19 protein-coding genes are annotated in these 17318 nt (G+C 63.6%); 8 read left to right on the top strand and 11 right to left on the bottom strand.

Annotation, left to right across the window (positions count from 1 at the left end; translation table 11 throughout):
* The first annotated feature begins 98 nt into the window (after positions 1 to 98).
* The 3 genes from sodC (at position 99) to WDS16_RS18110 (ending at position 3466) form a co-directional block, all read left to right on the top strand.
* Entirely contained in the window at positions 99 to 791 is a 693-nt protein-coding gene (gene sodC, locus WDS16_RS18120; RefSeq protein WP_338886583.1) for a superoxide dismutase[Cu-Zn], read from the top strand.
* Positions 792 to 899: 108 nt separating this feature from the next.
* Positions 900 to 2057 (top strand): glutamate--cysteine ligase, encoded by a 1158-nt coding sequence (locus WDS16_RS18115; RefSeq protein WP_338886582.1) that lies wholly within the window; start codon positions 900 to 902, stop codon positions 2055 to 2057.
* 38 nt (positions 2058 to 2095) lie between these two features.
* Positions 2096 to 3466 carry a phosphatase PAP2 family protein gene (locus WDS16_RS18110; protein ID WP_422395841.1) on the top strand — a complete coding sequence of 457 codons (1371 nt, stop codon included), beginning with the start codon at positions 2096 to 2098 and terminating at the stop codon, positions 3464 to 3466.
* On the opposite strand, the gene mnhG is transcribed toward WDS16_RS18110, so the two are convergent.
* The 6 genes from mnhG to WDS16_RS18080 are packed head-to-tail and all read right to left on the bottom strand — an operon-like array spanning position 3435 to position 9777.
* Positions 3435 to 3773, bottom strand: coding sequence for a monovalent cation/H(+) antiporter subunit G (gene mnhG / locus WDS16_RS18105; RefSeq protein ID WP_338886581.1), 339 nt, complete (start codon positions 3771 to 3773; stop codon positions 3435 to 3437). The two genes, WDS16_RS18110 and mnhG, sit on opposite strands and share 32 nt — an antisense overlap.
* Complete coding sequence (locus tag WDS16_RS18100; protein ID WP_338886580.1) at positions 3770 to 4027, bottom strand: monovalent cation/H+ antiporter complex subunit F; 258 nt, start codon at positions 4025 to 4027, stop codon at positions 3770 to 3772. The genes mnhG and WDS16_RS18100 overlap by 4 nt, the downstream gene beginning before the upstream one ends.
* A complete protein-coding gene (locus tag WDS16_RS18095) occupies positions 4024 to 4659 on the bottom strand; it encodes a Na+/H+ antiporter subunit E (RefSeq protein ID WP_338893518.1) in 636 nt (211 codons plus the stop codon). The genes WDS16_RS18100 and WDS16_RS18095 overlap by 4 nt, the downstream gene beginning before the upstream one ends.
* Before the next feature lie 5 nt (positions 4660 to 4664).
* Positions 4665 to 6305 carry a Na+/H+ antiporter subunit D gene (locus WDS16_RS18090; RefSeq protein WP_338886579.1) on the bottom strand — a complete coding sequence of 547 codons (1641 nt, stop codon included), beginning with the start codon at positions 6303 to 6305 and terminating at the stop codon, positions 4665 to 4667.
* Positions 6302 to 6937 (bottom strand): Na(+)/H(+) antiporter subunit C, encoded by a 636-nt coding sequence (locus WDS16_RS18085; RefSeq protein ID WP_338886578.1) that lies wholly within the window; start codon positions 6935 to 6937, stop codon positions 6302 to 6304. The genes WDS16_RS18090 and WDS16_RS18085 overlap by 4 nt, the downstream gene beginning before the upstream one ends.
* The gene (locus WDS16_RS18080; protein ID WP_338886577.1) at positions 6934 to 9777 is read right to left on the bottom strand and encodes a Na+/H+ antiporter subunit A; all 2844 of its coding nucleotides are present in this window, start codon (positions 9775 to 9777) and stop codon (positions 6934 to 6936) included. The genes WDS16_RS18085 and WDS16_RS18080 overlap by 4 nt, the downstream gene beginning before the upstream one ends.
* Before the next feature lie 257 nt (positions 9778 to 10034).
* Between WDS16_RS18080 and WDS16_RS18075 the strand changes: the two genes are divergently transcribed.
* The 5 genes from WDS16_RS18075 (at position 10035) to WDS16_RS18055 (ending at position 12525) form a co-directional block, all read left to right on the top strand.
* A complete protein-coding gene (locus WDS16_RS18075) occupies positions 10035 to 10382 on the top strand; it encodes a metalloregulator ArsR/SmtB family transcription factor (RefSeq protein ID WP_338886576.1) in 348 nt (115 codons plus the stop codon).
* Positions 10379 to 10852 (top strand): SRPBCC family protein, encoded by a 474-nt coding sequence (locus WDS16_RS18070; RefSeq protein ID WP_338886575.1) that lies wholly within the window; start codon positions 10379 to 10381, stop codon positions 10850 to 10852. The genes WDS16_RS18075 and WDS16_RS18070 overlap by 4 nt, the downstream gene beginning before the upstream one ends.
* A gap of 4 nt (positions 10853 to 10856) precedes the next feature.
* Entirely contained in the window at positions 10857 to 11261 is a 405-nt protein-coding gene (locus tag WDS16_RS18065; RefSeq protein WP_338886574.1) for a VOC family protein, read from the top strand.
* A gap of 26 nt (positions 11262 to 11287) precedes the next feature.
* Positions 11288 to 11698, top strand: coding sequence for an NUDIX domain-containing protein (locus tag WDS16_RS18060; RefSeq protein WP_338886573.1), 411 nt, complete (start codon positions 11288 to 11290; stop codon positions 11696 to 11698).
* 74 nt (positions 11699 to 11772) lie between these two features.
* Entirely contained in the window at positions 11773 to 12525 is a 753-nt protein-coding gene (locus tag WDS16_RS18055) for an isocitrate lyase/phosphoenolpyruvate mutase family protein (protein WP_338886572.1), read from the top strand.
* Between the two features lie 56 nt (positions 12526 to 12581).
* Here WDS16_RS18055 and WDS16_RS18050 read toward each other — a convergent pair whose 3' ends face one another.
* From WDS16_RS18050 to WDS16_RS18030, 5 genes are all read right to left on the bottom strand, one after another.
* On the bottom strand, positions 12582 to 14735 hold the full coding sequence (locus WDS16_RS18050; RefSeq protein ID WP_338886571.1) for an AAA family ATPase: 2154 nt from the start codon (positions 14733 to 14735) through the stop codon (positions 12582 to 12584).
* Positions 14732 to 15592 carry a CDP-diacylglycerol--serine O-phosphatidyltransferase gene (pssA, locus tag WDS16_RS18045; protein ID WP_338886570.1) on the bottom strand — a complete coding sequence of 287 codons (861 nt, stop codon included), beginning with the start codon at positions 15590 to 15592 and terminating at the stop codon, positions 14732 to 14734. Before pssA ends, WDS16_RS18050 begins: the two co-directional genes overlap by 4 nt.
* A gap of 13 nt (positions 15593 to 15605) precedes the next feature.
* Positions 15606 to 16322: a phosphatidylserine decarboxylase gene (locus tag WDS16_RS18040; RefSeq protein WP_338886569.1), complete on the bottom strand. Its 717-nt coding sequence runs from the start codon at positions 16320 to 16322 to the stop codon at positions 15606 to 15608.
* A gap of 100 nt (positions 16323 to 16422) precedes the next feature.
* Positions 16423 to 16689, bottom strand: a complete 267-nt coding sequence (locus WDS16_RS18035) for a GlsB/YeaQ/YmgE family stress response membrane protein (protein ID WP_338886568.1) — start codon at positions 16687 to 16689, stop codon at positions 16423 to 16425.
* A gap of 69 nt (positions 16690 to 16758) precedes the next feature.
* Complete coding sequence (locus tag WDS16_RS18030) at positions 16759 to 17220, bottom strand: SRPBCC family protein (RefSeq protein ID WP_338886567.1); 462 nt, start codon at positions 17218 to 17220, stop codon at positions 16759 to 16761.
* Positions 17221 to 17318: the final 98 nt, after the last annotated feature.

Raw genomic sequence — 17318 nt, 5'->3', positions numbered from 1 at the left:
CGCAGTTCTGTCTCGACAACACTGTGAGTGAAGTACTACTACCGGGCATAGTTATGATCGACGCAACGTCCAGCCGGCCCCACGAAGGAGCTTTTTCCATGGCACCGACCAGTACAGCCCGATCGGGATTCCGCTCCTTGCGCCTCGCGACACCTCTCGTCGCCGTCGCTGCGTTCGGCTTGGTCGCGTGCACCGCTCCCGAAACGCCGTCCGACGTGCCCGGCACGACGCCGCCGGTGTGGACGGGCCACGAGGATCCGAGCGCAGAAGGCGTGGCAGCAGACGCTCCGGAGTCGGAGATGGAAGCAGAGTTCGAGAACGCCGAGGGCACCGCAGTCGGCACCGTTTCCATCGTCGAAGAGAACGATCACCTGGTCATCACCGTCGAGGCCGAGGACATGACTCCCGGCTTCCACGGACTTCACATTCACGCCACCGGCGTATGCGAACCGAATTCGGTTGCTCCAGCAGGCGGCGCGCCCGGTGACTTCCTGTCCGCAGGAGGGCACCTCCAGCTCGACGGCCGCACCGAGCATCCCGCCAGCGGAGACCTCACGTCACTGCAGGTCGGCCAAGACGGCACGGGCAAGCTCGTCACGACGACCGACGCGGTGACGCTCGACGACCTGCGCGCCGACGGTGGACGCTCGATCATCATCCACGCAGGAGCGGACAACTTCGCGAACATCCCGCCCCGCTACACGTTGGCCGACGGCGCCTCAGTGCCCGACATGACCACTATGACGACCGGAGATGCCGGCGGGCGCGTCGCCTGCGCGGTCCTGGGCTAGGTGACCCCCACAAGCCCGCCCGGCTCCGCGGGCTCCGCTCCTGTGCCTTCTGGTCGCTCCGCGGGCTCCGCTCCTGTGCCTTCTGGTCGCTCCGCGGGCTCCGCTCCTGTGCCTTCTGGTCGCTCCGCGGGCTCCGCTCCTGCCATCCATTTCAACAGCTCGCCCCGTCCGACTCTCGGCGTCGAATGGGAAATTGCGTTGGTGGACAACGGATCACTCGACCTCGTCAATTCGGCTGCCGAGGTCATGGACGGCATCACCGAGTTGGTCGGCTCCGAGACCCCTCGGGTTACCAAGGAGCTTCTCCGCAACACGGTCGAACTCGTCACCGGTGTGTGTGAGAACGTCGGCGAGGCGATGGACGACCTCGGGGAATCACTCGATCTCGTTCGTCGAGCGGCACATCCACTGGGAATCGAACTTGTCTCCGCTGGAACGCACCCGTTTGCCGAATGGTCGACCCAGGTGCTGACGAGGTCCCCGAGCTACGACGAGCTGATCGCGCGTACCCAGTGGTGGGGACGGCAGATGCTCATCTGGGGCGTGCACGTCCATGTCGGGGTTTCGTCCCAGGACAAGGTCTTTCCGATTCTCAACTCGTTGCTGCTTCAGTACCCTCATCTGCTGGCGCTGTCGGCATCGTCGCCGATCTGGGCCGGCAACGACACCGGTTATGCAAGCAACCGGGCGCTGATGTTTCAGCAGCTCCCCACCGCAGGTCTGCCGTTTCAGTTCGAGGACTGGGCACAGTTCGAGGGTTTCGTCCGCGACCAGATGAAAACCGGCGTCATAGAACAACTCGGCGGCCTGCACTGGGATATCCGACCCGCTCCGAGGTGGGGGACCATCGAGGTTCGAGTGTGCGACGGCGCGTCCACCAAACGTGAGCTGGCCGCGCTGGTTGCCCTGACGCACTGCCTCATCGTCGATCTGGACGAGCGCCTCGAAGCAGGCGAACAGCTCCCGAGCATGCCACCGTGGCACGTTCAGGAGAACAAGTGGAGGGCCGCACGCTACGGGCTCGACGCCGAGATCATCCTCGACGCGAACAGCAACGAACGCCTCGTCACCGACGATCTGAACGATCTACTCGAGCGGCTGACTCCGACAGCGGTTCGTCTCGGATGTGCTGACGAACTCGCTTCGGTCGCCGACATCCCCCGGCGTGGTGCGTCGTATCAGCGGCAGCGACGCGTCGCCGCCGAATCGGACGGAGATCTGCGCGCGGTCGTCGAGTCGCTCGTCACCGATTTGAAACAATCGTGACCGTCTCGATGTAAACAACTGTTCATCTACCGTTTACGATAAGCGGCGTGCTGCAGGGGGATGAGAGGAAGACACGCGCGGCTGCGCGCTCGGATGGGCGCTCGGATGGGCGCAGCAACCTGCGCCTGTATGGACTCGGTGCCGTCGCCGTCGTGCTGTTCCTCGGTGCATTGCAGATTGCGGCGATGATCAAAGGGTTCCCAGGCCCCGTTCCAAGTATGTGGAACGACATCGCCGGAACCCCGAAGTCGATGGCTGTCCCGTGGGGCGGCCTGGCGTTGGCTTTGGTCGGGGTGAACGTCCGGACGCGGATCTGGGCGCTGTCCCTGGCCGTGGCAATAGATGTCGTCGGCGCCATTCTCAGACTCGACGCCGGCCGACCGTTCGCTGTTGGCAACGGCGCAGTCATCGTGTTGGCCGGCCTCGCGGTGTACACGGTGTGGCACAGAGACGTGAGCGGGATCAGGTCGGTATGCCTCGGCGGACTGCTCATCTTGGCCACGAAGGCAGGCGACGCGTGGCTGCAGATCACGACCATCGTGCGCCCGTACGTCCTCGACGAGTACGCCCAGCTCGCCGACCATGCGCTCGGGAACCCGTCGTGGGTGGTGGCCAATTGGCTCGAGATTCTCGGACCAGGCGCGTACGCGGTGTTGCATTGGGTCTACATCCAGCTGCCGGTCGCCGCCATCGCCATCGCCATCTATCAACTGCGTGGCGTCGCCTCCGGTCGCCCGTGGCCCACGCACCACCTGGTACGGACATTTCTGTTGATCGGGCTGGTCGGCCCGATCTTCTACATCCTGTTTCCGGTCGTCGGACCCATGTTCGCGTTCGGTCCCGCGGGCGACGGTTTTCAGATCGCAAATCTCTGGCCGACGGTGGTGCCGTTCGACACGTCGCCGTCGGAAATCGGCTTTGACGGGGAAACCCCGCGCAACTGCATGCCCAGCCTGCATACGGCATGGGCGCTCAGTCTGTTCATCCACTCCCGGCGAGGTCCGTGGTGGATGCAGTGGGGCGGAACCGCGTGGCTCGTGTGCACGCTGGCGGCGACATTGGGTTTCGGCTATCACTACGGCGTCGATCTGGTCGCGGGGGTAGTGCTGTGTCTGACGCTCGAGTCGATCCTCCGCGATCCCGAGCGTGGCTGGGACCGCGGACGGATCAGGCTGGTCGCCTACGGATCCACGGTCATGCTCACATTGCTGCTGAGCTACCGGTACCTGGCGGTGCCGATCGGGACCTACCCCGAACTGTTCGGCCCCGCGATCGTTGTGCTGATGGGATCGGTCGTCGGGATGTTCTACGCAACGTTCTTCGCTGCCCCCGGGTCCGCGCTCGCGATCTGGGGTGGACGGGCGGGCGAGGAGACATTCAGTTCTGCTCGTCGGGCTCCATCTCGTTGATGATGAGCAGACCGTCTCGGCCACGTTGTTCCCGATAGGCGACGCGTCCGACGGTATGTGCGATGACCGGTGCCGTGACAATGGTGAAGACCCCGACCAACACCAGCATCCAGATGTCGACGTTGCCGCGCAGCTGAATTATTGCGCCGACGAGCACCAGGAAGAGACCGACCACCTGAGGTTTCGTTGCGGCGTGCATCCGGGAGAGCGTGTCGGGGAATCGGACGATGCCGACTGCTGCAGTGAACGCCAGAATCGCTCCCAGCAGAATCAGGATCGCCGAGACAACTTCGAGAATTGCGTTCATTCGTCCCTCACTCTGAATCGTGCGACGCTGACCGAACCGACGAAACTCACCAGCGACAGCGCGACGATGGCGGGCACGATCGTGGTGTCGAGGCTGTAGACAGACCACACGGCCAGGCCGCACATCGAGACCGCGAGGATGGTGTCCATCGCCACGAGTCGATCCAGCGTGGTCGGTCCGTCGAGCAATCGGTATGCGGTTATGATCGCGGCACCGATGAGCAGGATTCCGGAAATCGCGAGAACGATCGTCACGTCCAGTCCCCCTTTCGTTCGTCGTCGATCTTCTTGTCGTCGCGGCGCTTGTCGAGCGGCGTCGACTCGTCGCCGACAACTCCGTGGTACCGCTCGTACTCCTGGAAGTGCAAGGGGCTCGGCTTCCAGTCGGAGTCCCGCTCGAAGGCTGCGATGAAGAGTTTCTCCAGTCTTCGCACCGAACGGTAGAAGGAATCGACCGACTTTTGGGTGCCCATGTCGAGGACGTGCACGTAGACCAGTCTGCGAGTCTGATCGATCTCGAGGACCATCGTGCCGGGGATCAGATTCAATGCGTCGACGCACAGGGTCAGCACCAAGTCGGATTTGATCGCGAGGCGGCACCGCAGGACGCCTGTTACAGGCGGTGCCTTCGGTCTGATTGCCAGCCACGCCACACTGAGGCTGGATTCGGCTGCGTAGTACAGGAATACGCCGAGGAGTTTGATCAGCGACAACAGGTGGACCCGGCCCTCGACCGGCACCTTCGGAAGCGGTAGCAACACCATGATGCCGAGCCCGACGACGATTCCGCCCAGCACATTGGCGACACTGACGTTGCCCCACAACAGCACCCACACGGCGGTCAACCAGGCGAGCGTCCAGAGACGAAGCAGCAGAAAGCGATTCAGAATTTTCATCGTCCTGCCTCTTCTCCGGCGATCCGGTCTGTCAACCGGTCCCCGACGAACTCCGCGCCTCGGACCGCGTCGATGTAGACCGACCGGTCACGCAGGTCGACAGCTGCCCGGTCGCTGATGTCGATGATCCGACCAGCGAATACCGTCAGCGCCAGTCCTACGATAACGAGCCCTGCGGTCGGGATGAGCATGAAGGCCGGAATGCGGCCGACGTCCTCGCGGTCGGCGAGCTGGATGTCGCTGGAATCGTCGATGAGAGCAGAAGGGCTGTTGTCCGCCAGGTCGCCCTCGGGTGCGTCGGCGCGAGCCCGCCAGAATGCCTTGGTCCAGACGCGGGCTACGACGTACAGCGTCAGGAGGCTGGTGACAGTTCCGCCTGCAACGAGAATCCACGCCAACACGCTGCCCTGTGCACTACCGGCCTGCAGAAGAGCAACCTTGCCGATGAATCCGGAGAACGGCGGAATACCACCGAGATTCAGTGCAGGGACCAGGAACAGGATGGCGACCACGGGACTTGCGGCAGCGAGGCCACCGAGTCGCCGCAGTGACGATGATCCTGCCTGACGCTCGATCAGACCCACAACGAGGAAGAGCGTCGTCTGCACGATGATGTGGTGCGCTACGTAATAGATGGCGCCGGACAATCCCGACTGCGTCGACAGTGCGACGCCGAACACCATGTAGCCGATGTGGCTGACGAGGGTGAACGACAAGAGTCGTTTGATGTCGCTCTGTGCGATGGAACCGAAGATGCCGACGAGCATCGTGAGCAGCCCGCACACCATCAGAACGTTGTCGAGTGATCCGTCGGGGAACAGCAGAGTGTGCGCGCGAATGATGGCGTACACACCGACTTTCGTCAGCAACCCGGCGAATACCGCGGTGACAGGTGCCGGTGCGGTCGGGTAGGAGTCGGGCAGCCACGTCGACAGAGGGAACACCGCAGCTTTGATGCCGAACGCAACCAGCAGGACGGCGAAGATCGCGGTTCTCGTACCCGACGGGATGTCGTCCATCCGCACCGCGATGTGCGCCAGGTTCAGCGTCCGGGTGGCGCCGTATACCAGGGCGATGCCGACCAAGAAGATCAGCGAGGACACCATCGACACCATGACGTACGAGACACCTGCGCGCACTCGGTCCGCGCTGGCACCGAGGGTGAGCAGAACGAACGATGCCGCGAGCAGTACTTCGAAGCCGACGAACAGATTGAACAGGTCGCCGGCGAGAAACGCGTTGCAGATGCCCGCGGTCAGTGCGAGATAGGTGGGCAAGAAGATGGACACAGGCTGGTTCTCACTGCCGTCGCGAATGCCCTGCCCGATCGAGTAGATCATGACGGCGAGCAGCACGATCGAGCTGATGACCAGCATCATCGCAGCGAGTCGATCCACGACGAGTGAGATTCCGATGGGGGAGTCCCATCCGCCGACCTGCAGCGCGGACGTGCCGTCGCGATCTGCCAGGTAGAGCAGGGCTCCGGACACCGCAACGACGGCAACGAGTGCCACGACGGTAATGAATCGCTGAACCCGAGGACGCCGACCCGCGACGAGCGTGAGAGCTGCCGCGAACAGTGGGATCAGAACCGGTAGCGGCGTGAGGACGTCGATTGCGCCTGTGGAGACGGTCATTTTTCGTCTCCCTTCGAGCCGGTGTTGTCTTCTCTTGCGCTGGTGTCTTTCAGCGCACTGTCGATGCCGTCGAGACCGCGCATCTCGGGTTCCTCGTCGTCATCGTCGAAGTCTCCTTCGTGCAGATCCTCGTAGCATTCGAGATCTTCGATGTTCTTCAATTCCTCGATCGGGATGGGGTTGCCGCGAGAGTCGAACGCGTCGCCGCCGAAGCTCGGCTCGCCGGTGACCGGGTCGTCCGAGCGGTCGCGGTCGGGGGCCTCGGCCATGGATCGACGCTTGGAGACCTTCGTGTCCTCCGGGTCGTTCTCGACGTCGTCCTTGGTGTTGAGCGTGAACGAGCGGTACGCCAGCGCGAGTACGAACGCCGCGATACCCATGGTGATGACGATGGCGGTGAGAATTACCGCCTGCGCCAAGGGATCTGCCATGGACTCGTGGATGGAGGTGTTCCTGCCGACGATCGGTGGGTTCCCCGGAGGTCCGCCGGCGGTGAGGATCAGGATGTTGACGCCGTTGCCGAACAGCAGCAGGCCCAACAGCATCTTGGTTATGGAACGCTCGAGTAGGAGGTAGACGCCGCACGCGGCGAGAGCCCCGGCCACGATCAGCATTCCGAGATTCGCGGTCATCGGACGTTCTCCTGGCGCTGCATTTCCACCTGTGTATCGAGACGGGCGCCGAGGCTTCGGAGAACGTCGAGGACGAGACCGACCACGATGAGATAGACACCGAGATCGAAGAACAGTGCGGTGACGAGTTTGATGTCACCGAGAAGGGGCAGTGTCACTTCGAATGTCGCCGAGGACAACGCGGGGGCTCCGAGGAACATCGAGGCGATCGCGGTGCCGACCGCGAGCACCAGTCCGAGTCCGAGGATCTTGCCTGCGTCGATCGGGACTGTCTCGCCGAGTTCGTACCGACCACCGGCCAGATACCGCAGCACGAGTGCGAGCCCGGCCGTCAGGCCACCGGCGAATCCGCCGCCGGGCGCATTGTGTCCGGAGAAGAAGAAGTACACCGACAGCACCATGATGGTCGGAAAGATCAGCCGGGTGGTGACTTCGAGAACGAGCGAGCGGTGCCGCGGATCGATGAGGTCGCCGCCGAGCAGCCACGTCGTGTCCGATCCGGCGCCGTGGTCGTTGCCGGTGTTGGGGGCGTCGGCGACCCGCGGAGCGCTGCCGAACCGGCGGTTCCGGAACACGAGGCTCGCGACGCCGGTCGCTGCCACGAGCAGAACCGAGATCTCGCCCATGGTGTCCCATGCACGGATATCGACGAGTAGAACGTTGACGATGTTCCTTCCGTCGCCCAGCAGGTAGGCGGCGTCGGGTAGTTGGAGCGAGATCGGGACGCTGTTGCGGGCGTTCATTGCGTACGCGCCGAGAATTGTGATCGTCGCGCCGACGGCGACTGCCAATGCGGCGCGGGGGAGTCGTGATCCGGCGGACCCTCGGTCGTCGACCTCGGCGGGCAGCTTCCGCAGGACCAGCACGAAGACGACGAGGGTCAGGGTTTCGACGAGGAACTGAGTGAGCGCCAGGTCGGGTGCGCCGTGTACCGCGAAGATGACGCCGCAGCCGTACCCCGTCAATCCGACGAGAATGACGCTGGCGAGACGGTTGCGCATGACGGTGGCACCGAGGGCGCCGGAGATCATGACGAGCGAGATCACGATCTGGAGCGGGGTATCGAACAGGACGAAGTCCAGACCCGGCTCGAATCCGACCGCGAGCACTGCCATCGGCAGCAGCACCAGCGTCAACAGGATCGTTCCCTGGGTCAACGGTAGTGAACCGCGCTGTGTCGTGCCGGTGAGCCGAATGGAGATGGTGTCCATACCTCTGAGGACCGCGTCGTAGACACGGTCGGCGTTGCCGAGTGCCGGGTGCTCGAACTTGAGTCGGTTGACCATCCGGTGCGCGACGAACAGGGCAACACCACCGGTGACGACGATGACCGTCAGACCGAGCGGGAGGTTGAAGCCGTGCCACAGCGAGAGGTGGTACGGCGACTGCCCGTACGAATCCACCGTGCGCGCGTACGGGCTGACGATCTTGTCGACGACGGGCGAGAAGACCCCCGCCACCGCGCCCAGTACAGCGAGAAACGCGGGAGCAGCGATGAAGAGCGCCGCCGGCGCGTGCATGCTCTTGACTGCTGGGCTCGGACGCTTGAGCTGCTTGCGTCCGAACGCGCCCCACACGAAACGGATGCTGTACGTGACCGTCAGAATCGAACCGAGCACCATTCCCGTGACGACTACAGCACTGACAGTCGGGTTCAGGGCCGGGGTGCCGATCACCGCGGACAGCGCGGTCTCCTTTCCGACGAACCCGAGGAAGGGAGGTAGGCCCGCCATACTTGCCGCGGCCAATGCGGCGACGCCTGCGAGTATCGGCGCTTTCTTGCCGAGGTGGGCAAGCTTGCGAATGTCACGGGTGCCCGTCGTATGGTCGATGATGCCGACCACCATGAAGAGCGCAGCTTTGAACATCGCGTGGGCGATGATCATCGTCAGCCCCGCGAGCATGGCCTTCTCCGTGCCGATTCCCACGAGGACCATCAGGAAGCCGAGCTGGCTGACGGTGCCGAATGCAAGGATCAGCTTCAGGTCGAACGCGCGTAGTGCGCGCCAGCCGGCGACGATCATCGACAGCAGGCCGAGGGTGATGATCGTGGCTCGCCATGGGCCGGAGTCGGCGAACCCAGGCGCCAACCTTGCGACCAGGTAGATGCCGGCCTTCACCATCGCCGCCGCGTGCAGGTAGCCGCTGACCGGAGTCGGTGCGGCCATGGCGCCAGGGAGCCAGAAGTGCAGGGGGATGATCGCGGACTTCGACAGCGCGCCGATGAGGATCAGCACTATCGCGACGCCGGGAAGCCAGCCCGACGGGGCGTCGGCAATGACGTCGGACAGGTTGTAGCTGCCTGCCACCTGACCGAGGATGATGATGCCGACCAGCATCGCCAAGCCGCCGGCTGTTGTGACGAGAAGCGCCTGCGTAGCGGCGCGGCGGGAGGAGGCGCGTTCCGCGTAGTGGCCGACGAGGAGGAAGGACAGGACTGTCGTGATCTCCCAGAAGATGTACAGCACCAGCATGTTGTCACTGGTGATGAGGCCGAACATTGCGCCCGAGAACGCCACCATCTCGGCGGCGAAGATGCCGAGCCGTGGCTCGTCGTCCTCGAAGTATCGTGCGCAGTAGACCAGGATCAGCGCGCCGATTCCGAGGACGAGCAGCGACATGATCGCGGCGAGCGAATCGAACCGCATGTCGAAGTTCATCGACAGGCCGGGGACCCACTCGATGTCGACTGTCTGCTCGGTGTTCCAGTTCGCGAACACCCAGACGAGACTGACAAGCGGAACTAGAGCGAGTGGAAAGAAAGCGTTGCGGCCCCACCAGCGGACCAAAAGTGGTGCGCACAAGGCCGCGGCCAGGTGCGCAATCAGGATAGCGAGCAAAAGTACTCCGTCGTCTCTGGGTCGTGGCAGTCCTTGCGGACTGCCACGGTGGTCGTTGGGCGGCGTTGAGTAGTCGAACAAAACGGTAGGTATGCTCACGGGCCGTGTGCTCGGCCGGCGAGTATAAGTTGTGTCCATCCTACTTTGCGTGGTGGATGCCCCGCATTCGGCGTGAATCGGGCACGGCTGCCGTTGACGGGTGCGACTCGGCGGTCTATCGTAATCAACGAAATGGTTGATAAAGGAGATAGTTGACTATGCGGGAGTCGGAGTCGAACAGTGACCGGCTCGACGAAGGCTTCATGGCACTCGCCGATCCAGTTCGTCGGGCACTCGTCGCTCGTCTCAGTCGCGGCCCGCGCACGGTGAACGACCTCGCCGAACCGTTCGAGATCAGCAAGCAAGCCATTTCACGTCACATTCAGGTCCTCGAGAACGCGGGCTTGGTGACGAGGTCACGCGACGCTCAGCGTCGGCCGGTCCATCTCGATTCCGCGCGGCTCGAGGAGCTGACCGAGTGGATCGACAGGTATCGCATCATCCACGAACAGCAGTTCAGGAAGCTCGACGCACTGCTGTCCACAACGAAGGAGCGAAAACGATGAGTAATCCTCTTACGATCAGCCTCCCCGACGGGATGCCGTTCATTGCCATCTCTCGTGAGTTCGACGCACCCGTCGACGCCTTGTTTCGCGCCCACAAGGAACCCGAGCTCGTCAAGCAGTGGCTCGGCCCCAACGGCTACGACATGGAGATCGAGAGCTACGACTTCAGTACCGGTGGCAGATACAGGTACGTGCACATCGATCCAGAGGGAAACCGCTACGCCTTCAACGGTGTTTTCCATGTGGTGCGCGAAAACGAGTTCGCGATCCAGACTTTCGAGTTCGAGGGGTACCCGGACGTCGTGAGTATCGAGGCGCTGACATTCGTCGACCTCGGTGACGGCCGCACTCGGCTGGACATACACAGTGCATATCCGTCGCTCGAGTCGCGGGACGGCATGGCGCAGAGCGGAATGGAAAAGGGTGTGTCCGAGGGGTACGAGCGACTCGACGTCATCTTGAAGGGCTGAGGGCATGGACTGGACGCTGGAAGTAGTGATGGTCCCGGTCACGGATCTGGACAGGTCCATCGAGTTCTATCGCGACCGTATCGGATTCGACCTCGACCACAAGACCGTCAACGAGTTCATGACAGTCGCGCAGCTGACTCCTCGCGGATCGGGTTGTTCCATCGTCGTCGGCACGCTGCCGGCGCAGCAACAGATGACGCCCGGTTCGCTCAAGGGGCTGCAGCTCGTGGTCGCCGACGCCTATGCCGCGCGCGAGGAGTTGGTAGGCCGAGGAGTGGAGTGCGAGGAGATCACTGTGTTCGACGAACGGGACGGGGGGACTCTCTTCGGCTTCGCCGATCCCGACGGCAACACGTGGGCGGTTCAGCAGATGAAGGTGCGCGGGGAGAAACCGCTGATTCCGCGATAAATTTGGGGCGTGAGTGGAATTACGGAATGAACGGGAAGAACCAGATTCGCACTGCGGGTTTGGCGTTCGTCCGGGACCGTCGGATGCTTCAGGCCCGCTCGGTCGGGAAAGCGGCGTTCTATATGGCGGGCGGCAAGATCGACCCTGGCGAGACCCCCGAGGAGGCATTGCATCGGGAGATTCGCGAGGAACTCGATGCCGATGTGGTCGGTGTTCAGTTCCTCGGAATGTTCGAGTCCGAGGCGTGGGGTCATCCGTCGGGAACTCCGCTGGAGCTTCATTGCTTTCTTGCGAATTTGACGTCGGAACCTACGCCTACCAGTGAGATCGCCGAGATTCGCTTCTTCACGCGCGACGAGTATGCGGCGATGCCGTTCGTCGCTCCGGGGTCGTTGATGGTTTTCGATCGGATGAAGGAACTCGATCTGATCGATTGAAGGTAGCGCGCGGCTCAGGTAGGTTGGAATGCGGAGAACGTACGTTCTCCGCATTCGACCGCTAAGGAACCTCAATGACGAGCTTGTCCCAGAAGGCCACAACCCTCCTCGAACTGCACAAGCCGGGTACCCCCGTCGTGCTCCCCACCGTGTGGGACGCGTGGTCGGCCAACCTTGCTGTCTCGGCAGGCTTCGCTGCGCTCACCGTGGGTAGCCACCCTGTCTCCGATTCGATCGGAAAGCCGGACAACGAGGGCATCACTTTCGACGAACTGCTGGCTCGTATCTCGCAGATCAGCTCCGCCGTCGACGTTCCGCTGTCCGTGGACATCGAGTCGGGCTACGGCGAAGATCCCGAGCGGCTCATCGAGGGCTTGATTTCGGCGGGCGCTGTCGGTCTCAACATCGAGGACACGGTCCACAGCGAAGGTGGCCGGCTCCGTGAGGCGCAGGAGCACGCCGATTTCGTCGGCGCGCTGCGTGCAGCATCCGACGCGACCGACGTGCACGTGGTCATCAATGCGCGGACCGACCTGTTCGTCAAGCAGGTCGGCGACGAGAGCGACCGCGTCGACCGCGCAATCGCACGCATGAAGCTTGCGGCCGACGCAGGAGCCGACTCGCTCTACCCCGTCGGCTTCCACAACGATGCGGACTACACGCGTCTCGCCGAGGAGCTCCCGTTGCCCATCAATGCGATTGCCAACCCCGTCGACGGCGATCTGGCGCACTTCGCGTCGCTGGGAGTGGGCCGCATCAGCTTCGGGCCGCTGTTCCAGGGCGCGCTCGCTGGGGAAGCAGCCACGCTGCTTGCTCGCTGGAAGTAGGCGGCTCCGCCGCTAGTGGCACGGTTAAGTGCACCAGGGTGCGCTTAACCGTGCCACTAGCGCGTAGCGCTGTAGGCCTTCAAATGTTCGACCTGCTCGGGATCGAGCGACGGACGGACAGTACGGCGCGCGAACTCGACATCGGCGGCGGTGACGTCGGTGGCCTCCATGGACCGACGCATCGCAGTCAGTGCGGCCTCACGCAGTAGGGCCGAGCAATCCGCTGCGGAGTACCCGTCGAGCCCTTCGGCGAGCGAATCCAGATCGACGTCGTCCGCAAGCGGAATCGACTTGCCCGACGCCCGAAGAATGTCCTTGCGTGCGTCGGCATCCGGCGGTGGCACGAAGACCAGGCGTTCGAGACGTCCGGGTCTGAGCAGCGCCGGATCGATGAGGTCGGGCCGGTTGGTGGCGCCGAGAACGACGACATCACGCAACGGTTCGACACCGTCCAGCTCGGTCAGCAACGCCGCAACGACCCGATCTCCGACGCCGGAGTCCGAACTCTGTCCGCGTCGCGGCGCGAGCGCGTCGACCTCGTCGAGGAAGATCAGTGACGGTGCCGAGTCGCGGGCGCGTTGAAATAGTTCGCGCACAGCCTTTTCCGAGGAGCCGACCCACTTGTCCATCAGTTCGGCGCCCTTGACCGCGTGGACGCTCAGCTGGCCTGAGCTGGCAAGCGCACGGACGAGGAAGGTCTTTCCGCATCCGGGTGGACCGTAGAGGAGTACACCGCGGGGAGGCTCGATCCCTAGGCGCGAGAACGAGTCCGGATGCTGCAGCGGCCAGAGGACTGCCTCGGTGAGTGCCTGTTTGGTTTCGACCATGTCGCCGACGTCGTCGAGAGTGATACTCCCGATGGCCAATTCCTCTGCTCCCGAACGGGACAGCGGACGAATGACCTCGAGTGCGCCGAGAAGGTCCTGTTGAGTGATTCGTGGATCCGAACTATCCGAGCTCGCTCGGGATGCTGCCCGCAGCGCAGCTTCTCGGACGAGTGCGGCCAGGTCGGCTACGACGAAACCTGGTGTCCGTGAGCCGATCTCGCCGAGCGTCAGGCTGTCAGTGGGCGATGTGCGGAGGAGATGATCGAGCAGCGCGGTCCGGCCTGCGCCGTCCGGTAGAGACAGTGTGAGTTCGCGATCGCAGAGGTCCTGAGCACGAAGCCTCGCATCGGTGGCTTCGGGGTGTGCAGTAGTGGCGACGAAAGCAATCCCGGAGGTGTCGACCGCGCGCCTGAGCTGATCCAGGACGAGCGTCGACGCCGGTTCCGTTGTCGCCGGGAGCAGTGCGTCGATGTCGGTGATCAGCAGAACTCCACCCCCGGAGAGGCTGTCGACGGCAGCGGAGATGGCGTCCACTCGCGCGGGAGCGTCGAGTGCGCCGATCGAGGGGCCGTCCAGTTCGACGACGGGTCGGCCGGCCAGAACAGCGCGCGCAAGCGTCGCCTTCCCGACACCGGCGGGGCCGGTGACCAACACACCGAGGTGTGGCGACGCGCCGAGCTTCGCGAGGAGTTCGGCCTCGTCGAGCGCAAGCCGTAGCCACTCGGACAGCTTCGCCTGCTGCGCGGTCACCCCCACCAACTCGGTGACGGGCACCGCGGTCGTCACCGTGCGGACGGGCTCGACAGTGAGCTGGTGCGACCCTGCTTCGCCCCAGCTCACTGCCGAGTTGGGTTGCACGCTGACCGGCCCATCGGTCGGGTCCGTCGACGATACCGTCAGAAGTTCGGTGGTCCAGGCAACTCCGAAGGTACGTGACAGTGCTTGCGTAGCAGCGCTGGTGCTCGTTCCGGGGCCGAGATCGCGGGGCAGGAGCGAGACGGTGTCGCCGACGGTCAGAACCTTTCCGAGCAACGCCTGACGCAACGTGCTGTCGGAAATCGACCCGGCTGCAAGCGTCGAGCCTGCCAGGCGCACCGATTTTGCGCCGTACACCGTCACCGGCGCGATCGCGATCGAGCCGTTTTCCTTGATTCCTGCGTTGGACAGAGTGACATCGTCGAGCAACGCCGTTCCCTGAGGCGTGTCCGACGGGGCTCGTCCGGCAACCGCGGCTGTACGACGTGCACCGATGAGTGCGATGGCGTCCCATTCACGAATGCCGAGTGCGGCAAGCACTTCGGGATGCAGCCGCACGACACCTCGTCTGGCATCGGCCGCGGAGGTATTCAACCGAGCTGTCAGGACCAGCTCCGGCGTCGTCACAGCGGGGTCTTCGGCCTACGAAGACCGAGTCGGGCGGCGGAACGTCGGTTGTTGCCGGGAGCGCGGCGAATCGCGCGTCGTTCTGCGCGTCGTTCGGCAGGCTTGGCATCCCAGGTGTACGGGCGCGCAGCCACCCAGCGTTGCGAGCGGACCGCAAACGGTATGTGCGCCAGGTATATCGCGACCAGCACCATCAGCAGCACCAGCGGGAAGGTGATCAACGCAGCTGCTGCCAGTGCGACGAGGATCAGCAACGCAGCGGCCATACGTGGCGGTACCGACACCGTCTTCAAGGCGAGGGTCGGGATGCGGCTGACCGCGAGGGCGGCAGTGAACACGGTCCACCCGCACACCACGTAGAACGACGCCCACCAACCGTCGCCCCATTCCTGAAACGCGGCGATGGGAGTAAGAACGATCAGAGCCCCCGCCGGTGCGGGCACACCGGTGAAGAACTCGCTCGCGTATCCGGGGGTGTCGTCCTCTTCGAGAAGCGTGTTGAACCGAGCGAGGCGCAGCACCATGGCGACCGCGTAGACGAGCGCGATGATCCACCCGGTGCTCGAACCCTCCAACAGCGTCACGTACAGGACGAGCGCGGGCGCCACGCCGAAGGAGATCGCGTCGGCCAGCGAATCCAATTCGGCGCCGATCCTGCTGGTGGCGTCGAGCAGTCGAGCGATTCGTCCGTCGAGCGCGTCGAGAATCGCGGCCGCACCGATCATGGCGAGAGCGAAGCCCAGCTGCCCTTCGAGGGCGAACTTCACCGCCGACAGCCCCGCACACAGCGCGAGGATGGTGACTACCGAGGGCAACAATCGGACAGCAGCGGGTGGCCGGGCGCGTCTGGTGATCATCCTTGAAGACCCTTTACTGAGGTAGCTCGGCGAGCACCGTTTCGGCGCCGACCGCTCGCTGACCGCGTTCGACCAGCAGTGTGGTCCCGGCCGGGAAGTATGTGTCTACGCGTGACCCGAATCGGATCAGCCCGTAGGTGTCGCCGATCGAGAGTGTGTCGCCGACCTTCGCGTTGTTGATGATCCGTCGAGCGATGAGACCGGCGATCTGTACGACGCCGACGTCGTGACCGGACGGTGTCCGAATGTGCATACTGTTTCGCTCGTTCACTTCGCTGGCCTCGGCCAAGTCAGCGGACTTGAACTGCCCCTTGCGGTGAACGATTTCGAGGACCTGGCCGCCGACGGGCACACGCTGTACGTGCACGTCGAGAACGGACAGGAAAATGCTCACCCGTGGTACGGCGTCGGTGCCGAGATCGAGTTCTGCCGGGGGAACTGCCGTGTCGACAAGCGTGACGAGCCCGTCCGCCGGTGCCACCACGACACCGGGCCGATTGGGAGGAACACGACTCGGGTGCCGGAAGAACGTTGCGCACGCGCCAGCGGCGGTGAGCCCTGCGCGACGGATCCACTTGTGTCTGCGACCGAGCGCGGCGACTGCCAGCGGCCCGGCAACGAACGGTAATCCAGCTGGATGCAGCGGGGGAACGCTCTCTTTCACCAGGTCGGCGACGTGCGCAATGCCGCTGCGGGGCGGTTGACCGATCGGGGTGGGACGGCGGGCCACTTCGCTCCTAGTGCTGATCGACGTGCAGGTTCCTCAACGGACACTGCCGGGGCTTCACACAGTACGTGAGAAGCCCCGGCAGTTGCGATGCGCGCTTAGGTCAGACTTTCGAGCGACCCGCGACCAACTTGACGAGGAACAGAAGGATGCACGCGCCAAGCAGACATGTCAGGAAGCTGAAGATCCAGCCTCCGCCCTCGACGTCGAGGAAGGAGCTGAGAATCCAGCCGCCGAGCAGTCCACCGATGATTCCGACGACGATGTTCAGGATGATGCCCATCTGAGCATCGGTCTTCATGATTTTGCTGCCGATCCAGCCGGCGAGTCCGCCGATGATGATCCAGCCGATGATGCTTAGGCCCAACATGTGGTACCCCCTCTTGTTTGCCGCGAATGATGCTGAGGGGGAATTACCGCAAAGGTCAACCGGCAAACATCACTTCGCGGCGAGTTCGCTTTCCGACTTGATCCGACGGAGGGTCTCGTTCATTCCGTCGATCAGCTCGACGTCGAACTGCTCTGTGCCGCCGAGGACTTTGCTGACGAGAAAGCCAGAGACTGCGCTGGTGCCCGTCGGTGCCTCGCGCTTCTCGACGACGGTGGTCCCGGTGCCGTTCGGGGTGAGGGTGTACGACCAGATCGTCTTGTTCTCGACTATCCGGAACGCGATGGATTTGTTGGGGGCGAACTCGACCACCTTCGCAGTGGTCGGCCATACGAGGAATCCCTTGCGGTTGACGTTGAGCGTGGTGGTTCCTTTGCGAACATCACCGCCGAAAACCTTCATCTTCTTGCACTGTGGACTCCATTCGCCCATGCGCTTCAGATCCGACACGATCTTCCATACCTGTTCCGGGCTGGCGTCGACGTCGATGCTGGCTTCCAGGGTCTTGCTCACGCGTACCTCCGAGATCGGTGAGTGCAACCAGGCGTCACACACAATTCGTCACAGCCTAGCCAGGCTCATAGGCATGGTGGAACAGTTGCGCCGAAATG

Origin of the sequence: Rhodococcus sovatensis, from assembly GCF_037327425.1 — a bacterium.
GTDB classification, from domain to species: Bacteria; Actinomycetota; Actinomycetes; order Mycobacteriales; family Mycobacteriaceae; genus Rhodococcoides; species Rhodococcoides sovatense.
This window is presented reverse-complemented; position numbering and strand designations above follow the sequence as displayed.